General features: G+C 67.3%; 18 protein-coding genes. 6 read left to right on the top strand and 12 right to left on the bottom strand.

Annotated elements, in window-relative coordinates; all coding sequences use genetic code 11:
* Positions 1 to 98 precede the first annotated feature (98 nt).
* Positions 99 to 3,134, top strand: coding sequence for a Tn3 family transposase (locus OIE74_RS37610; RefSeq protein ID WP_329391961.1), 3,036 nt, complete (start codon positions 99 to 101; stop codon positions 3,132 to 3,134).
* A 393-nt stretch (positions 3,135 to 3,527) separates the two neighbouring features.
* Here OIE74_RS37610 and OIE74_RS37605 read toward each other — a convergent pair whose 3' ends face one another.
* The gene (locus OIE74_RS37605; RefSeq protein ID WP_329391959.1) at positions 3,528 to 4,280 is read right to left on the bottom strand and encodes an SDR family NAD(P)-dependent oxidoreductase; all 753 of its coding nucleotides are present in this window, start codon (positions 4,278 to 4,280) and stop codon (positions 3,528 to 3,530) included.
* Between the two features lie 122 nt (positions 4,281 to 4,402).
* On the opposite strand from OIE74_RS37605, the gene OIE74_RS37600 reads away from it, so the two are divergent.
* Both OIE74_RS37600 and OIE74_RS37595 read left to right on the top strand, forming a co-directional pair.
* The gene (locus OIE74_RS37600; protein ID WP_329391957.1) at positions 4,403 to 5,359 is read left to right on the top strand and encodes an AraC family transcriptional regulator; all 957 of its coding nucleotides are present in this window, start codon (positions 4,403 to 4,405) and stop codon (positions 5,357 to 5,359) included.
* Between the two features lie 192 nt (positions 5,360 to 5,551).
* Entirely contained in the window at positions 5,552 to 6,241 is a 690-nt protein-coding gene (locus OIE74_RS37595; RefSeq protein WP_443076331.1) for a recombinase family protein, read from the top strand.
* 157 nt (positions 6,242 to 6,398) lie between these two features.
* Here the strand turns inward: OIE74_RS37595 and katG are convergent, their stop codons facing one another.
* Complete coding sequence (gene katG / locus OIE74_RS37590) at positions 6,399 to 8,630, bottom strand: catalase/peroxidase HPI (RefSeq protein ID WP_329391955.1); 2,232 nt, start codon at positions 8,628 to 8,630, stop codon at positions 6,399 to 6,401.
* 209 nt (positions 8,631 to 8,839) lie between these two features.
* Between katG and OIE74_RS37585 the strand changes: the two genes are divergently transcribed.
* Positions 8,840 to 9,268, top strand: coding sequence for a Fur family transcriptional regulator (locus OIE74_RS37585; protein WP_329391953.1), 429 nt, complete (start codon positions 8,840 to 8,842; stop codon positions 9,266 to 9,268).
* A gap of 12 nt (positions 9,269 to 9,280) precedes the next feature.
* Here the strand turns inward: OIE74_RS37585 and OIE74_RS37580 are convergent, their stop codons facing one another.
* The 4 genes from OIE74_RS37580 to OIE74_RS37565 form a co-directional block, all read right to left on the bottom strand.
* Positions 9,281 to 10,069, bottom strand: coding sequence for an SDR family NAD(P)-dependent oxidoreductase (locus OIE74_RS37580; protein WP_329391951.1), 789 nt, complete (start codon positions 10,067 to 10,069; stop codon positions 9,281 to 9,283).
* A gap of 27 nt (positions 10,070 to 10,096) precedes the next feature.
* Positions 10,097 to 10,765: a DNA-3-methyladenine glycosylase family protein gene (locus OIE74_RS37575; RefSeq protein WP_329391948.1), complete on the bottom strand. Its 669-nt coding sequence runs from the start codon at positions 10,763 to 10,765 to the stop codon at positions 10,097 to 10,099.
* A 92-nt stretch (positions 10,766 to 10,857) separates the two neighbouring features.
* Positions 10,858 to 11,445, bottom strand: coding sequence for an SDR family NAD(P)-dependent oxidoreductase (locus OIE74_RS37570; protein WP_329391946.1), 588 nt, complete (start codon positions 11,443 to 11,445; stop codon positions 10,858 to 10,860).
* A 157-nt stretch (positions 11,446 to 11,602) separates the two neighbouring features.
* Positions 11,603 to 12,235 carry a CGNR zinc finger domain-containing protein gene (locus OIE74_RS37565; protein ID WP_329391944.1) on the bottom strand — a complete coding sequence of 211 codons (633 nt, stop codon included), beginning with the start codon at positions 12,233 to 12,235 and terminating at the stop codon, positions 11,603 to 11,605.
* Positions 12,236 to 12,523: 288 nt separating this feature from the next.
* Here OIE74_RS37565 and OIE74_RS37560 point away from each other — a divergent pair, with 288 nt between their 5' ends.
* Positions 12,524 to 13,378: an alpha/beta fold hydrolase gene (locus OIE74_RS37560; protein ID WP_329391942.1), complete on the top strand. Its 855-nt coding sequence runs from the start codon at positions 12,524 to 12,526 to the stop codon at positions 13,376 to 13,378.
* Here OIE74_RS37560 and OIE74_RS37555 read toward each other — a convergent pair.
* The 6 genes from OIE74_RS37555 to OIE74_RS37530 form a co-directional block, all read right to left on the bottom strand.
* Positions 13,375 to 14,178 (bottom strand): IS481 family transposase, encoded by an 804-nt coding sequence (locus tag OIE74_RS37555; protein WP_329391940.1) that lies wholly within the window; start codon positions 14,176 to 14,178, stop codon positions 13,375 to 13,377. The two genes, OIE74_RS37560 and OIE74_RS37555, sit on opposite strands and share 4 nt — an antisense overlap.
* Before the next feature lie 101 nt (positions 14,179 to 14,279).
* The gene (locus OIE74_RS37550; RefSeq protein ID WP_329391938.1) at positions 14,280 to 14,693 is read right to left on the bottom strand and encodes a Rid family hydrolase; all 414 of its coding nucleotides are present in this window, start codon (positions 14,691 to 14,693) and stop codon (positions 14,280 to 14,282) included.
* Positions 14,694 to 14,741: 48 nt separating this feature from the next.
* A complete protein-coding gene (locus tag OIE74_RS37545; RefSeq protein WP_329391936.1) occupies positions 14,742 to 15,899 on the bottom strand; it encodes an FAD-dependent oxidoreductase in 1,158 nt (385 codons plus the stop codon).
* Positions 15,896 to 16,696 (bottom strand): amino acid ABC transporter ATP-binding protein, encoded by an 801-nt coding sequence (locus OIE74_RS37540; protein ID WP_329391934.1) that lies wholly within the window; start codon positions 16,694 to 16,696, stop codon positions 15,896 to 15,898. The genes OIE74_RS37545 and OIE74_RS37540 overlap by 4 nt, the downstream gene beginning before the upstream one ends.
* Positions 16,693 to 17,448 (bottom strand): amino acid ABC transporter permease, encoded by a 756-nt coding sequence (locus tag OIE74_RS37535; protein WP_329391932.1) that lies wholly within the window; start codon positions 17,446 to 17,448, stop codon positions 16,693 to 16,695. Before OIE74_RS37535 ends, OIE74_RS37540 begins: the two co-directional genes overlap by 4 nt.
* A 106-nt stretch (positions 17,449 to 17,554) precedes the next feature.
* On the bottom strand, positions 17,555 to 18,490 hold the full coding sequence (locus tag OIE74_RS37530) for an ABC transporter substrate-binding protein (RefSeq protein WP_329391930.1): 936 nt from the start codon (positions 18,488 to 18,490) through the stop codon (positions 17,555 to 17,557).
* 211 nt (positions 18,491 to 18,701) lie between these two features.
* Here OIE74_RS37530 and OIE74_RS37525 point away from each other — a divergent pair, with 211 nt between their 5' ends.
* A complete protein-coding gene (locus OIE74_RS37525) occupies positions 18,702 to 19,715 on the top strand; it encodes a LacI family DNA-binding transcriptional regulator (protein ID WP_329391928.1) in 1,014 nt (337 codons plus the stop codon).
* Positions 19,716 to 20,657: the final 942 nt, after the last annotated feature.

The following is a 20,657-nucleotide window of genomic DNA, read 5'->3' as shown; positions in this document are numbered from 1 at the left end:
CGCAAACGGCGGTGATCTTGGGAGGGCGTCACCCGTGTGGGTGAGTCCTGGGCTGTACGGCTGCGGTGGGTGAAGCTCTGCGAGGACGATCGGCGATCGTGGCCCGTACTCCGCTGGACCTGGATGAACTCGTCGAGCACTGGACGCTGTTGAAGGACGAGCAGGCGCTTGTGTCCGGCAAGCGGGGGGCGACACGGCTGGGCTTCGCCGTGCTGCTGAAGTTCTATACGCAGTACGGCCGGTTTCCCCGGAACCGGGCAGAGCTGCCGGGTGAGGCCGTGGAGTTCGTCGCCCGGCAGGTACAGGTTCCCGCCTCGGAGCTGGAGTCCTACGACTGGACGGGTCGTACGGTCGAGTACCACCGTGCGCAGGTCCGGGAGCACCTCGGCTTCCGTGAGTGCAGCGTCGCGGACGCGGAGAAGCTGACGGCGTATCTGGCCGAGCACGTCGCGCACAAGGAACGCAGGCCCGAGCAGGTCCGGGTGGAACTGTTGGCCCGCTGTCGCGAGGAGAGCATCGAGCCGCCCACGTCGGGCCGGTGCGACCGGATCGTGGGGGCCGCTCTGCGGGCGGCCGAGGAGTCGCTGACGGCCCTGATCTCCTCTCGGCTGACCGTGGAGAGCATCGAGCGGATCGTGGCTCTTGCGGCCGGTGCCGACCAGGACGACGACGGACCCGCGGGCGGCGGTACGGAGGGTGAGGACGCGCCGCCGGTGATGGCGAAGGTCAAGGAAGCGCCGGGCAACGTGAGCCTGGAAACGATACTCACCGAGATCGACAAGCTCCTGGCGGTGCGGTCGATCGGCCTGCCACCAGATTTGTTCGTCGACGTCGCGCCGAAGGTCGTGGCCGGCTGGCGGGCGCGGGCCGCGGTGGAGTCGCCTTCCCATCTGCGGACACATCCGGTGGCGCTGCGGGTCACCTTGCTGGCCGCGCTGCTGCACGAGCGGGAGCGGGAGATCACCGACACTCTGGTGGAGCTGCTGATCTCCACGGTGCACCGGATCGGGGCGCGGGCGGAGAAGAAGGTCACCGAGCAGCTGATCAACGCGTTCAAGAAGGTGTCGGGCAAGGAGAACATCCTCTTCAAGCTCGCCGAGGCGTCGCTCGGCGCCCCGGAGGGGACGGTCCGTCAGGTCGTGTTCCCGGCGGTGTCCGGGGGCGAGGCGACGCTGCGGGAGCTGGTGCACGAGTTCAAGACCCGGGGGCCGGTCTACCGGCGCACGGTGCAGACCACTTTGAAGGCGTCGTACACCAACCACTACCGGCGCGGGCTGATCAAGCTGCTGGACGTGCTGGAGTTCCGTTCCAGCAATCACGCCCACCGGCCGGTGATCGAGGCCCTGGCATTGGTGGCGCGGTACGCGAACGCGGGGAACACGACGTACTACCCACTGGGCGAGACCGTGCCGGTCCACAAGGCGATGGGCGGGGACTGGGCGGAGGTCGTCCACCGTGCCGACAAGCGGGGCCGGCGCCCCGTGGTGCGCATGGTCTACGAGGTCGTCGCCTTCCAGGCCCTGCGCGATCAGCTCAAGTGCAAGGAGATCTGGGTGGTCGGCGCCGACAAGTGGCGCAACCCGGACGAGGACCTGCCGCAGGACTTCGAGGCGAGGCGGGCGGAGAACTACCGGGAGCTGCGCAAGCCGCTGGACGCCGCGGTGTTCGTCGACGAGCTGCGCGAGCAGATGACGGCCGAGCTGACCCTGCTCAACGACGGGATGCCGAAGCTGTCCTGGCTGGACATCGCCGAGCGGAAGTCCGGGGCGATCCGGCTGACGGCGGCAGAGGCCCAGCCCGAGCCGCGCAACCTGCGCAGGATCAAGGCCGAGGTACAGAGGCGGCGGGGCATCGTGCCGCTCGTCGACATGCTGAAGGAAGCGGTGCTGCGGACCGGCTGCCTGGACGCGGTCACCTCTGTCTCCGGCGGCGGCAGCCTCTCGCCGGAGGTGCTGGCCGAACGGCTGCTGCTGGTCATCTACGCGTACGGTACGAACACCGGGATCAAGGCCGTGGCGTCCGGCGGCCACGGCCACACCGAGGACGAACTGCGCTACGTACGCCGCCGCTACCTGTCGGCGGAGGCAGCCCGCGCCATCGCCGTCCAGATCGCGAACGCCACCTTCGCCGCCCGCAGCACCGAGTTGTGGGGTCAGGGCTCGACCGCGGTCGCCTCCGACTCCACCCATGTCCGTGCCTACGACCAGAACCTCTTCACGGAGTGGCACTCGCGCTACGGCGGCCGCGGAGTGCTCATCTACTGGCACGTCGGGAAGAAGTCCCTGGCCATTCACTCCCAGCTGATCAACTGCACCGCCTCCGAGGTGGCCGCGATGATCGAAGGCGCGATGCGGCACGGCACCACCATGGACGTGGAAGCCAACTACACCGATTCGCATGGCCAGTCGGAAATCGGGTTCGGCATCACGCGGCTGCTGAACTTCGACCTGCTGCCGCGTATCAAGCGGATCAACAAGGTGAAGCTGTACCGGCCGGTGGCCGGCGAGGCGGATGCCTACCCGCAGCTGACCCCGGCGCTGACCCGCCCGATCCGCTGGGAACTCATCACCCAGCAGTACGACCAGATGATCAAGTACGCGACCGCGATCCGAACCAGGACCGCGTCCACCGAGGCGATCCTGCGGCGCTTCACCCGCAACGCCTCCCACCCCACCTACGCGGCGATGCTGGAGGTCGGCCGCGCGCAGAAGACCATCTTCGTGGCCCGCTACCTGCGGCTGAGGGACCTACAGCGGGAGATCGAGGAGGGCCTGAACGTGATGGAGTCCTCCAACGGTGCGAACTCCGTGATCGCCTACGGCAAGGGCGGGGAGATCGCCTCGAACCGGCGCGACGAGCAGGAGATGTTCGTGCTGTGCCTGCGGATTCTGCAATCGGCCCTGGTCTACGTGAACACCCTGATGCTCCAGGACGTCTTGAACGAGCCGGAGTGGGCGGACCTCCTCACGCCCGCCGACCGGCGCGGCCTGACCCCCCTGTTCTGGTCCCATGTGCGCCCGTACGGCGAGGTCACCCTCGACATGGCCGCCCGCCTCAACCTCACCGCGGTCAAGGTGCCCAGCCCTCGTACAGCGGGCGATGAGGAGCCGGCCGAGGAAGGTGCGGACGCGTAAGGGCTGTCCAGTCCCGCCACCGACGCGGTGCCGGTGACACGGGCCACCAGCTCGGCGTCTACGAACGGGCGCCGTTTGCACTGTTCGACCAGCTCAGCCAGGTACTCGCGCGAACATGCGGTCAGCCACGGCTTCCCGTCGAACTGCGGATCAGGCGCGTGGACGACCGACTGATCCGGCACCAGCGCATCATCTCGGAGTCATTGGCGACCACCGTTCCTCACAGATCACCTAGCTCAGGCAGGCGTCCGGCACCGCCCCGCCCGACCCCGTCCGTCCCCCCTTCCTGCCTCCCAGCCCCCGCCGCCGCGCGTCAAGAGCGTGAAGAACGAAGAAGAAGCAGCTCAGAGGCTTGGCGTTTCTCACCGATCAGCAAGAATCGAAATCAAGTTCTCAGATCTGGTTCTGCCCGCCGTCGACGTAGATGTTCGCGCCGACGATGTAGCTGCTCTGTCCGGAAGCTAGGAACGCCACCACTGCGGCGACCTCCTCAGGACTCCCTATGCGGCCCTTGGCCACGGTCGCGGCGACATTCTCCTTGACAGCGGACAGTGTCTCCTCGCCGCCGAGAATGTTGGCGAGTCCGGGAGTTTCCACCCCACCCGGCGACACTGCGTTGACCCTGATGCCCCGGCCTTTGAGTTCGTTGGACCATGTCCGCGCGAATGACCGGACGGCGGCCTTGGACGCCGCGTACGCACCGAACGCCTCCACGCCGTTGTCGGCGGCTGTGGAGGAGGTCAGGATGACCGAGGCGCCGTCATTGAGCAGCGGGAGCGCCTTCTGCACGGTGAACACAGTGCCCCGGACGTTGACTCCGAAGGTCTGGTCGAAGTGGTCTTCGGTGGTCTGTTCCAGCGTGACGAACGTACCGACCGCTGCGTTCGCGACGAGCACGTCCAGTCCCTGTCCCCGGGCCCGGACCGCGTCGTAGAGCCGGTCCAGGTCGGCTGCCTCGGAGATGTCGCCGGCCACCGCGGTGGCCCTGGATGCTCCGATGGTCTCGATAGCGGCGTCCAACTCGGTCTTGCGCCGGCCTGTGATGAACACGTGCGCGCCCTCGTCTGCCAGACGTGCGGCGGTGGCCAGACCGATTCCGGTGCTGCCGCCGGTGACCACAGCCGTCCTGCCCTCAAGCTGTCCCATGCGAGTGTCTCCATATCCCTCTGTGTTGACCTGCTTCGATAGCCATACTTCAGGAACACCCCGGTACGGTGCATCATGTGTAGTCCTTGTTTCTTTACGTATCGTCCAGAAGGGAGGTGGGCGTGCTCGGCTCCAGCGATCCGATCGCCGACGCCATCGGTCTTCTGCGCCCCCGCACCGTGATCGACCCCGGTCTTCATGCGGCAGGGCCGTGGGCGCTGCGCTTCGATCAGTCCTCGCATGTCAAGCTTGGTGTCGTCGCGCGCGGCGCATGCTGGCTGACCCTTGACGGGCACAAGCCCGTACTGCTGGAAGAGGGCGACTTCTACCTGCTGGGCAACCCCCCGCCTTACGTCCCGGCCAGCACACTCACCGCACCATCGCGCCCCGCGAAGCCGGTGTGGGGGAGCGCCAAGGACGGTGTCGTACGCATCGGCCCGGAGGCCGAGGAAGACACGTACCTCTGCGGCGGGCACTTCTCGTTCGAGGACACGAAGACCCCAGTCCTGACCCAAGTCCTACCGCTGCTCGTGCTTGTCCGTGCCGCAGATCCCCGCGGCAAGCTCCTGGCACATCTCAGCGAGCTCCTGGTCTCCGAGACCAGGACCGCCGCCGCCGGCAGCTCTCTCGTCCTGAACCACCTCGCACAGGTCCTGTTCGTCCACATGCTGCGCGCCCACGCCGAACAGGCCGATCAGCCCACCGGCTGGCTGGGAGCGCTCAACGACGACGGTATCGGTGCAGCCCTTCGCGCCATGCACACCGACGCAGCACACCCCTGGACACTCAAAGAGCTTGCCGGTATCAGCCACATGTCACGTTCCGCGTTCGCCTCATCCTTCAAGGGCCGGGTCGGAACCACCCCGCTGGACTATTTGATCCAGTGGAGAATGAGCCTCGCCCGCGACGCCCTGAGCCATGGCACGCGAACGATCTCCGAACTCGCGTTCATGATCGGCTACAAATCCGAGAGCGCGTTCAGCAGCGCATTCCGTCGCGTGGTCGGCTCCTCACCCAAACAATTCCGGATCAGTAGCACTGGGACCGACAACCCGAAGGTCGTACAAGCGCACGGGTGACCGAAAGGCGTCGCGCATGTTCGCGAACACAGGGCTCGTTCGCGCGGCGCTCACCTATCGACCGATTGATGAGCAAGATCGGTAAGCGGTGGTGCACGGCCGGATCGGCGCCGGATCATGCCCATAAAACGGTGTCAGAAAGTCGATGTGCTCAAGAACTTGAGGAGCACCGTTTTCTGTACGATCTGGCGGGTGCAGCCACCCCAGGACGACGACACCGCCGATCTCCTCGCTCCCGTTCCGGCCGTACGGACCGGCAGCCTCGTGGGATACGCACGCGTGTCCACCAAGGGGCAGTTGCTCGACCGGCAGATCCACGCACTCAACACAGCGGGCTGCATCCAAATCTTCTCCGACAAGAAGTCCGGCAAGAACGCCGAACGCGAGAAACTGTGGAAGGCCCTCGACTACCTGCGCGAGGGCGACACCCTCGTCGTCCCGTCACTGGACCGGCTCGGCCGTTCCATCCAGGACCTCATCGCGATCGTGTCCGGCCTGCGCAAGCGCGGCGTCGGCTTCACCTCGCTGCACGAGGCACTCGACACGACCACGCCCGGCGGGCGCCTGGTCTTCCACGTGTTCGCGGCGCTCGCGGAGTTCATCCGCGAACTCATCGTGCAGGGCACCAACGAGGGCCTGGACGCCGCCCGCGCCCGCGGCGCCCGACTCGGCCGCCCGCCGGCGATGACGGAGGAACAAGTACGTCACGCCCGCGACCTGCTCGCCCGCCCGGAGAACACCGTCACCTCGATCGCAAAGCTCCTCGGCGTCTCCAGGAACACGATCTACAACTACGTGCCCGAGCTGAAGGGCGGTCGCCTCGCACTCGCTGAGGCGACGAGCACGCCGGAACTGCCCCAACCCACCAGGTCCGAGGACTGATCACTGCCGTTTGCGGCTGGTGACAGCATTCTTACCGGCACCCCGAGTTGGACGGCCGACGGCCGGGTCGCCCCGCGCGGTGTGCGCGGGGCGACCCGGCCGTCGTGACGCCAGGCAGGCCCGAAGTGACCGACCCGGAAGCCGATCGGCAAGCCGATCAGACGAGGTCGAACCGGTCCAGGTCCGACACCTTGTGCCAGGCCGCGACGAAGTCGTTCACGAACTTCTCCTTCGCGTCGTCGCTCGCGTAGACCTCCGCGACCGCGCGCAGCTCGGAGTTGGACCCGAAGACGAGGTCGGCGCGGCTGCCGGTCCACTTGACCTCGCCGGTGGCGGTGTCGCGCGCCTCGAAGGTGTTCGCGTCCTCGGACGTCGCCGTCCACTCCGTGCCCAGGGCGAGCAGGTTGACGAAGAAGTCGTTGGTCAGCGACCCGGGGGTGTCGGTGAGGACACCGAGCGACGACTCCTGGTAAGTGGCACCCAGGACGCGGAGACCGCCCACGAGGACCGTCAGCTCGGGAGCGCTCAGGGTCAGCAGGTTCGCCCGGTCGAGCAGCAGGAACTCGGCGGGCAGCCGGTTGCCCTTCCCGAGGTAGTTGCGGAATCCGTCGGCGGCCGGCTCCAGCGCCGCGAACGACTCCACGTCCGTCTGCTCCTGCGTCGCGTCCGCGCGGCCCGGCGTGAAGGGGACCTCGACGTCGAAGCCGGCGGTCTTGGCCGCCTTCTCGACGGCCGCGGCACCGGCGAGCACGATCAGGTCGGCGAGGGAGATCCGCTTGCCGCCGCCCTGGGCGGAGTTGAACGACTCCTGGATGCCTTCGAGGGTGCCCAGCACCGTCGCCAGCCGGTCGGGGTCGTTGGCCTCCCAGCCGCGCTGCGGTTCGAGACGGATACGCGCGCCGTTGGCGCCGCCGCGCTTGTCGCTGCCGCGGAAGGACGAGGCGGACGCCCAGGCGGCGGACACGAGCTGGGACACCGGCAGGCCCGAGGCGAGGACCTGCTCCTTGAGGGAGGCGATGTCGGCGGCGTCCACGAGCTCGTGCGTCACGGCGGGCAGCGGGTCCTGCCACACCAGCGTCTCGGCGGGGACCTCGGAGCCGAGATAGCGCACGACCGGGCCCATGTCACGGTGGGTCAGCTTGAACCAGGCGCGGGCGAAGGCGTCGGCGAACTGGTCGGGGTCGGCGTGGAAACGCCGCGCGATCTCGTCGTACGCCGGGTCGACGCGCAGCGCCAGGTCGCTCGTCAGCATGGTCGGCGCGTGGGTCTTCGACGCGTCGTGCGCGTCCGGTACGGTGCCGGCCCCGCCGCCGTCCTTGGGCCGCCACTGGTTGGCGCCCGCCGGGCTCTTGAACAGCTCCCACTCGTAGCCGTAGAGGATCTCCAGGAAGCTGTTGTCCCAGGTGATCGGAGTGTTGGTCCAGATGCCCTCAAGGCCGCTGGTGATCGTGTCGCCGCCCTTGCCGGTGCCGTGGCTGTTCTTCCAGCCGAAGCCCTGCTGCTCGATCGGGGCGCCCTCGGGGTCGGCGCCGACGCTGTCCGCCGGGCCCGCGCCGTGGGTCTTGCCGAAGGTGTGGCCGCCCGCGATGAGGGCGACGGTCTCCTCGTCGTTCATCGCCATGCGCCGGAACGTCTCACGGATGTCGCGCGCCGAGGCGAGCGGGTCCGGAGTGCCGTTCGGGCCCTCCGGGTTGACGTAGATGAGGCCCATCTGGACCGCGCCGAGAGGGCTTTCCAGGTCACGGTCGCCGGTGTAGCGCTCGTCGCCGAGCCAGGTGGTCTCGGGGCCCCAGTACACGTCCTCCTCGGGCTCCCAGACGTCCGCGCGACCGCCGGCGAAGCCGAAGGTCTCGAAGCCCATGGTCTCCAGGGCGACGTTGCCGGCGAGGATCATGAGGTCGGCCCACGAGAGGCTCTGGCCGTACTTCTTCTTCACCGGCCACAGCAGGCGGCGGGCCTTGTCCAGGTTGCCGTTGTCCGGCCAGCTGTTGAGGGGGGCGAAGCGCTGCTGGCCGGCGCCGGCGCCGCCGCGGCCGTCGCTTATCCGGTACGTGCCCGCGCTGTGCCACGCCATCCGGATGATGAAGGGGCCGTAGTGGCCGAAGTCGGCGGGCCACCAGTCCTGCGAGGTCGTCAGCGCCTGCGCGATGTCCTGCTTCACGGCCGGCAGGTCGAGGGTCTTGAACGCCTCGGCGTAGTCGAACTCCTCACCGAGGGGGTTGGCCACGGCGGGGTTCTTGGCGAGGATCTTCAGGTTGAGCCGCTCCGGCCACCACCCGTGGTTTCCGCCGCCCTGGGTCGGATGAGGGGCACGTCCGTGTGCGACCGGGCAGCCGCCCTCACCCTCCGACTTCGCGTCTACGACGATTGCATCATGGTTCTCAGACATGGGAATCCTTCTGGACCTGGCGGATCACGGTGCTCGGTGCGGCCGGGAGCCGTCACACGCTGTTTCTTGGCTGTTGACCGGAACCGATCCTACGATGGACAGAGTCCAAGTCAAGAAGTGAACTAAAAGTACATCCGGTAAAAATCCGGCCAACTGGGCATCCCCGTACACGTCTCGGGATCCCGCCGACACTGAACAGGTGAACCGATATGAGCGACCTGCTGGAGCGACTGCGAGGGCGTGGCTGGCGGTTGACCTCCCAGCGCCGCGTCGTCGCGCAGGTGCTCGACGGTGACCACGTGCATCTGACGGCCGACGAGGTGCACGCGCTCGCGGCGCGGCTGCTGCCCGAGATCTCCCGGGCGACGGTCTACAACACCCTGGGCGAACTGGTCTCCCTCGGTGAGGTCATAGAGGTCTCCACCGCGGGCCGCGCGATGCGCTACGACCCCAACGCCCGCCATCCGCACCAGCACTTGGTGTGTTCCGACTGCGGTACGGTCCGCGACGTCCACCCGGGCGGCGATCCGCTGGCCGGCCTCCCCGCGGCGGAACGTTTCGGCTTCACGGTCTCCGGGGTCGAGGTCACGTACCGCGGGCTCTGCCCGTCCTGCGGTGAGACACGGCGAGGCGTGTGAGGCCCTGCGCCGTCAGCGCATCGTGGTGATCATGCCGGCGTCGATCGTGACGTCCGCGCCCGTGATGTTGGCGGCCCGTTCGCCCGCCAGGAAGGTGACCAGGTCGGCGACCTGCTCGGGGGTGGTGAAACGGCCGAGAGGTGTGTCCTCCACGGCGGAGGCCGCGACGTCCTCGGCCGGTGTGCCGGTGGCGCGCGACATCGTCTTCGCCATGCCGCTCTCGCCGAGCCACAGGTCGGTGGCCACCGGGCCGGGGCTGACGGAGACCACGCGGATGCCCTTCGGGCCCAACTCCTTCGACAGGCCCTTGGCGAGGTTCGTCAGGGCCGCCTTGACCGCCGAGTAGTCCAGCACCAGCGGGTCCGGCAGGAACGCGTTCACGGAACCCATCATCACGATCACCCCGCCGCCCCGTTCGACCATGGCCGGGACCGCCGCCCGCGTCGTACGCACCGCCGACATGAAGCCCAGCGCCCACGATCTGTTCCAGTCGTCCTCGGTGACGCTGAGGAATCCGTCGGGGCGCGGAGTCACCGCGCCGACGCCGTTGAACAGGATGTCGACGCCTCCGCGTGCGACCGCCGCCTCGACCAGGGCGGCCGGCCCGGACGGCTGGGTCAGGTCGCCCTGTACGAAGGTGGCCCTGCCCGCTTCGACCAGTTCTCCGAACCCGTCACTCAGCGATCGCGATCCCCCGACGACGTGCGCTCCGGCGCCGGTGAGAGCGCGTGTGACGGCCAGCCCGATCCCCTTGCCGGCGCCGGTCACCACGGCGGTCTTGCCACCCATCTCCATGTCCATCGCTGTACCTCCTACCTGGCGATCACGTCAGACTTGGGGTTCCGACTCCTCAAGGCGCCACAGATAGAGGCACGCGAGTGTCCGGTAGGGGCGCCACGGCTCCGCGAGGCGCTTCACGTCCGCCGGTGCCGGAAGTCCGGGCAGGTGGTGGAGCCTTCTGACCGCTTGACGGATCCCCAGGTCACCGACGGGCAGGACGTCGGGCCGGTGCAGATGCCAGATCATGAACATATGCGCCGTCCACGCCCCGATGCCCTTCACGGCGCTGAGCTCGCGGACGACGTCGTCGTCGGGGAGGTCGTGCAGACGGTCGAGTTCGAGCTCGCCGGAGAGGATGTGCTCCGCGAGCGAGCGCAGGGAGTCCGTCTTCGCGTGGGACAGGCCCGCGGCGACCCGCAGGGCGTCGGGATCGTCGTCCAGGATCTGGCGCGGTGTGGGGGGCCGGCCGTCGAAGCGCTCGATGAGTTTGCGGTAGATCGCGCGCGAGGCGAAGGCGGAGATGTTCTGGCTGGCGATCCCCCTGATGAGGACGCCGTAGCAATCCGTCGGCATCTGCGGATCGTTCGACAGCGACGGACGCGGTGGCAGAGAGGGGCGGGGGCCGCCCCTGTGCTCGATCTCGTCGATGACCGAGCCCAGTGCCGGGTCCGCGCGGCGCAGATACTCCTCCGGTCTCCTGACCGTCTGCCTGGTCATACATCCAACGTAAAGCTGTACGGGTGCCGCCGCGCGCCGGGAACGCGGCCCCTCGGGGGTGTCTCGCGTACGCCCCCCGAGGGCCGGGCCCGTCAGGCCGGCTGGTCGGCCGGCTCGGGCGAGAAGGACGCCCAGAGGTCGAGCTCGGCGGCGCGGGAGCGCAGCGACTCCCGGATGCCCTCGACGGAGTCCGTTCCGACGCCGAGCCGCAGGGGCGGCTCCTCCATCGCCGTGACGGCCATGATCGTGTCCGCCACCGACTCGGCGTTGCCGAACGCCGAGGCGGGCAACTGGGAGAAGTGCGCGAGGAACTGCCCGACCGTCGGCGCGTACGCGTCGCTCGGGGGTACGACGTCGAGGCTGGTGGCGAACTCGGTGGCGAAGAGGCCGGGTTCGACGATGGTCACCTTCGCTCCCGTGGGGGCGAGTTCATGGGCGAGTGCTTCGCCGGCCAGTTCCACGGCGGCCTTGGATGCCGAGTACAGACCCGATGAGGCCCACGCGAGCCGGCCGTTGACCGAGGAGATCTGCACGATCCGGCCACGGGACGCGCGCAGCGCCGGCAGTGTGGCGCGCAGGACCGTGAGATTGCCGAGCACGTTGGTGTCGAAGAGCGCCCGCGCCTTGTCGGCGTCGATCTGCTCGACGGCGCCGAAGAGACCGTAACCGGCGTTGTTCACCAGACGCTGCTCACGTTCCTCGCCGACCCCGGCTCACCGTCGGACGAGGCCCTGACGGTGCTGTCCGTGTGGGCGGCCGGCCACAGTGGCGGGGGCGGCGGGAAATCGCCCCGGGCGGCGCCGTACGAGTGAGCCGCGGTGGCACTCCTCGTATGAACTAAGCCAAGTCCCGGCTCTTCCTGACCCTGTCGCGGTGCGCGGCCTGCTTCGCGCGGTTGCCGCAGAGCGCCATGCTGCACCACCGGCGGGCGCGTCCCCGGGTGTGGTCGACGAACATGAGCGTGCATGCCGGACCCTCGCACGCCTTGACGTACGAGAAGTCCTCCTCGCTGAGGAATCTCGCGAGCGCCTCCCCGATGGGCAGCAGCAGCGACTCCGGCGAGCGCCAGCGGCGCACCGTCCGCAGCTCAAGACCGCCGGCGCCGGTGCCTTCCGCAACGGCGAGTTGAAGGAATCCCTCGTCCCGCGCGAGCAGCCGGTTCAGTGACGCGAGTTCGGCCACATCCTCCGCACCCAGGGGTGTGCCCCTGCGTTCGCGTACGAAGGCGCGGAACTCCTCGCGCAGGCCACGCGCCTGGGCGGCGACGCCGTCGAACTCGCCGGGCAGGGCTCGCTCGCGCAGGGATGCGAGCGTCCCGGGCGACACCAACTCCGCCTGCTCCAGCCACGCCAGCAGGCCGTCACCGTCCTCGATCCAGTCGATCGGTGTGTCGACATCCGTGGCGACGGAGTTGAGGAAGTCCAGGCCGAGCGTGTCGGCCAGGAACAGCGCCGGAGCGTCCTGGGCCATGCGGCCACCCCTTTTCCTGTCGCGCGCGAGCGCGTGGCGTCAACTCTCGAACGAGAGCGTAACCCCCTTGAGCCACGTTGACAAGTTACATCCAGAGTTCCTAACCTCACCGATGGCGGCAGACCAGTTATCACTCGGGACTACGCCGACCGCAGGATCCCCGACAAACGTCAGGGAAACACGTGGGGCCAATAACCTGCCCGCTGGCAATTGAGCAGTTACATGGAGCAGTCCTGAAACGGAGACGGCCGGGGGCCGTCGTCCGCCTCCCCGAGAAAGGTGAACGTCATGACCGACATCGCATACCGCACGGCCGACGTGGACGGCCTGAAGGTCTTCTACCGGGAGGCCGGGGCACCCGACGCGCCCACATTGCTTCTGCTGCACGGCTTCCCGTCGTCGAGCCACATGTTCCGCGACCTGATCCCGCTGCTCGCCGACCGGTTCCATATCGTGGCTCCCGATCTGCCCGGCTTCGGCAGGTCGGACATGCCCGCGCGGAACGACTTCGACTACACCTTCGAGCACCTCACCGACGTGATCGACGGCCTGACCGAGGTGCTGGGCCTGGACCGGTTCGCGCTGTACGTCTTCGACTACGGCGCGCCCGTCGGATTCCGCATCGCCACCCGGCACCCCGAGCGGATCACCGCGATCGTGTCGCAGAACGGCAACGCGTACGAGGAGGGGCTCAGCGAGAACTGGAACCCCGTGCGGGCGTACTGGAAGGACCCGTCGCCGGCCAACCGGGAAGCGATCCGGACGCTCGTACAGCCGGAGACGACGGTCTGGCAGTACGAGCACGGCGTCCCCGACACGACGCGGGTCAGTCCGGACGGATACGGCCTGGACAACCACTACCTCGCACGCGACGGCGCGCACGAGATCCAGCTCGACCTGTTCCTGGACTACGCGAGCAACGTCGCCCTGTACCCCGCGTTCCACGAGTACTTCCGGACGAACAGGCCGCGGTTCCTGGCGATGTGGGGCAGGAACGATCCGTTCTTCCTGCCCGCCGGGGCCGAAGCCTTCAAGCGTGACCTCCCCGACGCCGAGGTCCGCCTTGCCGACACCGGCCACTTCGCCCTGGAGACGCACGCCGCCGAGATCGCGACGGCGATTCGCGACTTCCTCACCAGCTAGGTGTATTGACTCGCAGGGTTGTTGACGCGGGTGATGGGTGGCTTGCCTCCGAGTGCGGTGTGGCCGCGATGGTAGTTGTAGGTGTGCAGGAAGGTGTCGAGGGCTGCGGTTCGCTGCTCGTTGGTGGTGTAGGGCTGCAGGTAGGCCCATTCGTCGAGCAGGGTGCGGTTGAAGCGTTCGACTTTGCCGTTGGTCTGGGGCCGGTAGGGGCGGGTCGGTTTTCCCGTCGCTCCCAGCTCGGCCGGGGTGGCTTTCCAGGCGAGGCCTTTGCGGTAGGCCCATGCGTTGTCGGTGAGGACGCGTTCGATGCGGGTGATGCCGTGGGCGTGGAAGAACGCGGCCGCGCGGGTGAGGAAACCGGCGCAGGTCGTGACCTTCTCGTCCGCGTGGATGAGTTCGCCGGGCCGCTCGCGTTCGTAGCGCCGGATCACGGTCCCGGTCGGGCGGTCGAGCCATGCCAGGCGGTTGAGGCCGTGACGGGTCAGGATCCGGTGGACGGTCGAGGCGGGCAGGCCCAGGACCGGGCCGATGCGGGCGGGGCCGAGCTTGCGGGAGTGCCGCAGGTCGCAGACGCGGGCCTCGACGACGGCCCGCGTGCGGTGCGGCGTCCTGTGCGGGCGGCTGGACCGGTCGTGCAGTCCGGCGTCGCCCTCCTCCCGCCACCGCCGTACCCACTTGTGAGCCGTGGGCCGCGAGACACCCGTCTCGGCCGCCACATGAGCAACCGGACGGCCCGAACAAACGCGCTCGACCAGCAACCGCCTCCCGAAAACAGTCAGCCGGGCATTACGGTGGGACACGAAGACCTCCGAGTGGTGCGGTCCTAGACAGCTCCACCACACCGGAGGTCTTCGCCATGATCAAGCCCGACCAGTGTCAACAACGCTCGTGATCAATACACCTAGATGTTGATGGTCTCCGTCTCGGCCTGACTGATGCCTCGGTAGGCAGTGACCTCGATCTCGACGAGGTACTCGCTGGCGCCGAGGGGGCTGCAGAGCACAGTGTTCGTCGCTGACGTGTTACGGAAACGTTCGCCGACGATCCGCATGACCTCGGGTGCGTGCTCGGGGTTCGGGATGGTGACGACGCGGCGGACAACATCCTTGAGGGACGAGCCGACGGCCTCGAGAGCCCGCGAGATGTTGTCAAGCACCTGGTTCGTCTGGCCCTCCACGGTGTCGGACATCTGCTGCTTCTCGTAGTTGCGGCCGGAGGTGTTCGACACAAACACCCAATCGCCGATGGCTTGAGCCCGTACGAAGCTCTCGCTGACCTCGTAACGGCTCGCGGTCCTGACCAGTTGGCGCTTCATGGTTCTCCCTATATTGGTGCGGAATCTTGTCGGGGTGGTGGTATTGGGTCAGACGCTGACGGATGCTTCGACGGCAGGGCTGAGGAATCGCTGCGGGGAGGCAAAGCCCAGTGGAGCGGATCCTGGCTTGAGGATGTCCTTCGCGACGAGCGAGCCGACCCCGGCCGACATCTTGAAACCCTTGCCGGAGAATCCGAGCGCGAGGTACGCGCCCGTGCCGGGGTCGCGGCCTATGAGCGGCACGTGATCTGCAGTGAAGAGTTCGGGGAATGCGTCACATCGCACAATGCCGGGGGCGACAAAGTCGAGGCCGGCCTCGACGGCCCTCGTCACTCGGGCACGTTCGTCAGGCTGCAGAGACTGGTCAATTGCGTCCGCAGACGCTGTGGGCCAGCTCTCAGCGAGCGCCACCTTAATTTGGGTGCCGTCGATGGACGGCGCACCGAAGATGTCGATCCCGGGAGTGACGCGCTTGAAGACCGGGAAGGCGGAGGGCAGGAACAGCTCGGGCTTCGTGGTGCCGAACCAGGTCAGCGCGATGCGGCGTACCTCGACGAGGTCAGCGAGGGGCTCGGACAAGAACGGCCCGCTCCATGCGCCGGCAGCGATGATGACGTCACCAGCGTGGAAGGCCTCGTGGTCGGTAGAGACCACAAAACCGCCGCTGGCGATGCGCGAGATCCGCAGGATCCGCCGGTACTGCCCGACCTCTCCGCCATGCGCGCGCCCGATCGCCATCGCGGTCTGCACGGCGAGGTCGGTGCGGAGGAAGCCGGCTGCGGGGTCGTAGAGGACCGTGTCATCGTCGTGGAGCCGGTGCTGCGGGTACTTCCGGCGGACGTCGTCGGTGTCCAACGGGATGCAGTCGACCCCGGCGGCTGCGGTGTTCTCGCGCAGGCTTGTCATGTAGGCGCTGTCGCCAGGGCCAATGTAGAGGCACCCGGTGCGCTCATAGACCGAGCGCCCGCTGGCCTCGTTGAGCGCGTTCCACTGCGCGAGAGCCTCGTTGAGGATCGGCTGGTAGGCGAGCCCTTCCGAGTACGCGAGGCGGAACAGCCGGGTGTCTCCTCCGACAGCTGTCCGGGAGTAGGCCGGGGTGAACTGCTCAAGGGCGAGCACAGATCCAGATCGAGAGGCAGCAAGGTGATGGAAGACCTGCGATCCGATGCTTCCTGCGCCGACGATGACGTAGTCGTAGCTTTTCAACGGGTGAGGATCCTTTCGAGGAACTTCGTGGTGCGTGGGCTGGAGGGGGCTCTGAACACCTGATTGGATGGGCCGTCCTCCACGACGGAGCCCTCCTCCATGAAGACGGTGCGGGTACACGCGTCGCGGGCGAATGCCATCTCGTGAGTGGCGACAAGCATCGTCATCTCGCGACTCGCCAGCTGCTTGAGCACTTCGATCACCTCGCCGACAAGCTCGGGATCGAGCGCACTGGTGGGCTCGTCGAAGAGCATCACGCTGGGGCTGGCTGCGAGCGCCCTGGCAATCGCGACCCGCTGCTGCTGGCCGCCCGAGAGGGTACGGGGGTAGCGCTTGGCGAAGCCGTCCATCGACACCTCGGCGAGACGTTCGAAGGCGATGCGGTCGGCCTCTGCCTTCGTCATCTTCAGTACGGTGCGCAGCGCGAGCGTCACGTTCTCAAGCACGGTCAGATTCGGAAACAGGTTGAACTGCTGGAACACCATCCCGATGGAGGTGCGCTGGTGCGCCAGCTCGCCGGGCGACAACTCGACGAAGTAGCCGCCATCAGGAGTGAGGCGTCTGCCGATCTCGCTGCCGTTGACCTTGACCGAGCCTTCGTCGACGCGCTCGAGCGTGTTGATACAGCGGAGCAGGGTCGACTTGCCAGAGCCGCTCGGCCCGATGACTGCGACAACCTCGCCGCGCTCGACGGTCATCGAGATGCCGTGCAGCACCTCGTTGCCGTGGAATCGCTTGACGACGTCGGTCAGCTCGATACGGCCGACCTGCTTGGTGGGATACGTCGTGTCGCTCATCGCTTCACCGCCTTCTCGATGCCGCGCTGAGCGACGGTCAGGGTGATGGAGAGCGCGAGGTACCAGATGCTCACCACGATCAACAGCGGGATGGTCTGGTAATTGCGTGCATAGATGGACTGGGCGCTGTAAAGCAGCTCGGTCGCCCCGATCACCGAGATCAGCGACGTGTTCTTGAGCATCGCGATCAGCTGGTTCCATGTCGGAGGGATGACGATCGGGAGCAACTGCGGGATGACCACCCGGCGCGCCCGGGTCCACCCGTCGAGGCCAAGGGCGGCTGCAGCCTCCATCTGGCCACGCTGAATGCTGTTCAGTCCCCCGCGCACGATCTCCGCCATGTAGGCGGCTTCGTTGAGGGCGAGGCCGATGATCGCGGCGGCGATCGGGACGATGATCGCGTTGAGGTCAAGCTCCGCGAACTGGGGACCGAACGGAATCCCGAGTGTGAAGTCCGGGTACAGGGCGGCGATGTTGTACCAGAAGATGAGCTGGACCAGCAGCGGGGTTCCTCGGAAGAACGCGATGTAGACCTCTGCGGCACCCGTCACGAAGCGGCTCTTCGACTTCCCCATGAAAGCGAGGATGAGCCCGACTACTACCGCGATGCCCATGCACGCGAAGGTGATCCAGACGGTGACCCAGACGCCCGTGAGGATCGTGGGATCGAACAGGTACTGGCCGACGACCTCCCACTGGAAGTTGGGGTTGGTGACCAGGCTCGTAATGATGAGCAGAGCCACGATCGTCACAACGACCTGGAAGGTCCGGAGCAGTTTCGGGATGTGGGGGCGCGTCCGCGTCGGGATGCCCGACGCGGGGGGCGGGGCATGCGAGGGAAGGGTTGGGACCTTCATATCACTGCCCCACCGGGGTCTGCTTGGTGCTGGCCACAGTCAGCGCGAGGTTGCCGATGCCCCACTTGTCGAACACCTTCTGGTAGCTGCCCTCGTCCATCAGCTTCTGGAGGGCCGCGGCGACGGCCGGGGTGAGCGGCGAGCCCTTCGGGAGGCCGACGTTGTTGTGGCTCTTCGTACCGTCGAAGATCAAGGACTCGAAGGTCGCCTTGTTCTGTGTCTGCGCGTACTGCACGACGGGGGTATCGGCGATCGCCGCGTCGACCCGGCCCGAGGAGACGGCGAGGATGCTTTCGTTATTGCTCGGGAACGCGGTCGCCTTGACCGGATTCTTGTCGGCTTCAGCGCACTTCTTGCTCGTCTCCGGCAGCGAGGTCTGCTCCTGGTACGAGCCGCTCATAGCTGCGACGCGCAGCCCGCACAAGCTCGTCTTGGCGCTGGCCTGGATGTCGTCGGGGTTGCCCTTCTTGAACAGCGCACCCTCGCCCGCGCCCATGTACTCGATCATGTCCATCTGCTCGAGGCGCTCATCGGTGCGCGACATGCTCGACACGGTCAGGTCGAAGCGACCCGACTGGAGGCCGGGGATGATCGCCTCGAACGTCGTGTCCTCGATCTTGATGTCCTTGCCGAGCTTCTTGGCGATGAGCCGAGCGATGTCCACGTTGAATCCGACCTGCTTGCCCTTGTCGTCCTTGAACCGCGACGGAGGGCTGGTCAGGTTCATCCCGAAAACGAGCTTCTGTCCGGTGTCGGCTGGCAGCAACTTGATGACGGCGCCGTCTGCCGTCGTGGTGACCAGCTCGACGGGGATGCCCAGCTTGACCGCATTCGCGGCGTCCTTTCGTGCCGGAGCCGCACTCGAGCTACAGCCCACGAGTGCGAGGGCTCCTGTCGTGAGCAGGACCAGGGAGGGGAGGGTGTTGCCGTGCCGCATGGGCGTGCCCTTTTCCTGAGCAGCTCATCGTTGAGCCGAGTGGATATTGCGGGATAGCGGGGGGAGTCCGGACTCACAGTCAGGTTGTGAGTCCGGACTCACAACGCCTAAACAGGTTATGCTTCGAGGGCGAAGTGCGCAACAGTCGGCGGCAGAAGAAGGGGGCGGGTTGTCAAGGGAAACCCCGGCCAGAGCGCCCACAGCGGCAGACGTGGCTCAGCTGGCAGGTGTATCGAAGGCGACCGCTACCCGGGCCTTGGGGGGTTACGGCAGGGTCAACGCCGAGACGCGCGAGAAGGTGCTCGCCGCTGCCCGCAACCTTGGCTATTCAGCCAACGCGGCCGCGAAGACAATGAACACGGGACGCTCGGGTTCCCTGGGGATCGTCGCTCGCGGCATTACGAACCCCGTATGGCCGGTCGCCTTCCAGGGCATGGTCGACGCCGCACGCTCCCAAGGACTCACGGTGCTCTTCGCCGGCTCGGGGTTCGACGTCACACAGGAGCGCAAGGCCATCGACCTGCTCCTCGGCAAGCAGGTTGACGGACTCATCGTGTCCGCCGCCGACCGGCACGACGCCGCCCACCTGGAGCGGGTCTCCGCCTTCGGCATGCCTCTCGTACTCTGGGAGCGCCGGGTTTCCGGCATCGACGCCCCCGTCGTGGAGTCCGACATGCGGTCTGCCAGCTCGGATCTCGCCGCGGCGCTGCTGGAACGGGGCCACCGGAGGATCGGCTTCGTCTCCTCGCTAGCACTCCCGGCGACTCGTTACACCCTCGGCGCCGATCTTCCAGCGTCGATCATCCAGGACAAGATCGAAGGCCTCCTTGCTCCGTTCACGGCTGCGGCCCTCGCCCCACCTGTCGACCTCGTGCGGTTTCCCGAGCGCAATAGCGACGCCATCGCAGCCGCGTACCACTCGCTGCTCGACGATCCTCATCCGCCGACCGCACTCATCGCCTCCGACAGCCAGGTCGCCGAGACCATGGTCGAGGTGGTGCGATCGCGCAAGCTCCGCGTGCCCGACGACGTCTCGTTGGCGATGTACGACGACCTCGCCTGGGTCCGGCTCATGGATCCGCCACTCACCGTCATCGTGGAGCCCAACTACGAGATGGGCCGGTATGCCGCCGAACTCGCCATGGAACCTGAGCGTGCCAGCGAAGAGCGCGTGTTCACGGCCCGTCTGATACTGCGACCTAGCGTGAACCTTGCCAGGACATGAGTGCCATGCACCGGACAACTAGGGTCTGTCGTTTGGATCAGGCCGGATCAGGGAGTGGGCTCTGGTGCGTGTGGTCGCAAGGCGGAGGAGGGAGACATGGCGGAGCCATGGCGACCACGACAACGGAGGGGGCACCTCCCGTGCCCCCTCGGGGGCTACGGGGGAGGGCGTGCGTGCCAGGGACCGCGAGCCCGGCAAGATCCAAACGACAGACCCTAGGGGTCTTTCCGTCGGCTCGGGTGCGGTGACTTCGGGTCGGGCCCTGTCTTGACGATGAAGTCCTGTGACCTGGGCGGCGTTGCAGTACTCTCCGTGACAGTGAGGGGGGCAATGCAGCAAAGTCGCGGGCGAGGCACAGCGTGTGCAACTGGTCGATCACCAGCGCTTGATGAGCGCGGTGGCAGTTACCCACTCCGCAGTACACGATGCCAGCAACCTGACCTGCCGTAGGGAGGGTGCGGCATCCTACGACGAGGCCCACACCGGCTCCCGTCGACGCCGTACGCTTCCACACGCAATGGCCGAGTGCTCCTTCGCGACAGGGAAGCCCGCCCCAGCGATCAGCGTTGCCTTGCCGCTCTCGAGCGCACCGTCGACGGTGCCCTGGCACGCCACCGACCACAGGGGTTTGCGGTGCCGCGGACAACGATGCCTGACGATCCGGATCGGCCAGTTGCCCTTGCCCGGGCGGCGGTATTGAACGCCAGCCGAGCTCGTACACCGCTGCAAGCACGCGCTGCTCGGTCTCGTAGCTAGCACGGCCATGACCCGGCTGAGGCTCGGATCACAGCGCCCTCCGGCGCTCCTGCTTGGTGCACCGCATTGGCCCCGGTGGCGGCTTCACCAGCACGCTGCCGGTCATGCCGACCTCAAGTTCTCGGGAGAAGCCTTGCGTTGGCCGCGTGTGAACTTTACAGTGCTCCGAACTTGTGAGTCCGGGCT

It is taken from the genome of Streptomyces sp. NBC_01716 (assembly GCF_036248275.1).
Lineage (GTDB): Bacteria > Actinomycetota > Actinomycetes > Streptomycetales > Streptomycetaceae > Streptomyces.
This window is presented reverse-complemented; position numbering and strand designations above follow the sequence as displayed.

Coding starts and splice junctions, on each gene's coding strand:
- OIE74_RS37565 (WP_329391944.1), bottom strand. CDS start 12,235: ATGGCCCAGGACGCTCCGGCGCTGTTCCTGGCCGACACGCTCGGCCTG.
- OIE74_RS37540 (WP_329391934.1), bottom strand. CDS start 16,696: ATGAGCGACACGACGTATCCCACCAAGCAGGTCGGCCGTATCGAGCTG.
- OIE74_RS37585 (WP_329391953.1), top strand. CDS start 8,840: ATGAGCGACCTGCTGGAGCGACTGCGAGGGCGTGGCTGGCGGTTGACC.
- OIE74_RS37560 (WP_329391942.1), top strand. CDS start 12,524: ATGACCGACATCGCATACCGCACGGCCGACGTGGACGGCCTGAAGGTC.
- OIE74_RS37530 (WP_329391930.1), bottom strand. CDS start 18,490: ATGCGGCACGGCAACACCCTCCCCTCCCTGGTCCTGCTCACGACAGGA.
- OIE74_RS37575 (WP_329391948.1), bottom strand. CDS start 10,765: ATGACCAGGCAGACGGTCAGGAGACCGGAGGAGTATCTGCGCCGCGCG.
- OIE74_RS37550 (WP_329391938.1), bottom strand. CDS start 14,693: ATGAAGCGCCAACTGGTCAGGACCGCGAGCCGTTACGAGGTCAGCGAG.
- OIE74_RS37605 (WP_329391959.1), bottom strand. CDS start 4,280: ATGGGACAGCTTGAGGGCAGGACGGCTGTGGTCACCGGCGGCAGCACC.
- OIE74_RS37580 (WP_329391951.1), bottom strand. CDS start 10,069: ATGGACATGGAGATGGGTGGCAAGACCGCCGTGGTGACCGGCGCCGGC.
- katG (WP_329391955.1), bottom strand. CDS start 8,630: ATGTCTGAGAACCATGATGCAATCGTCGTAGACGCGAAGTCGGAGGGT.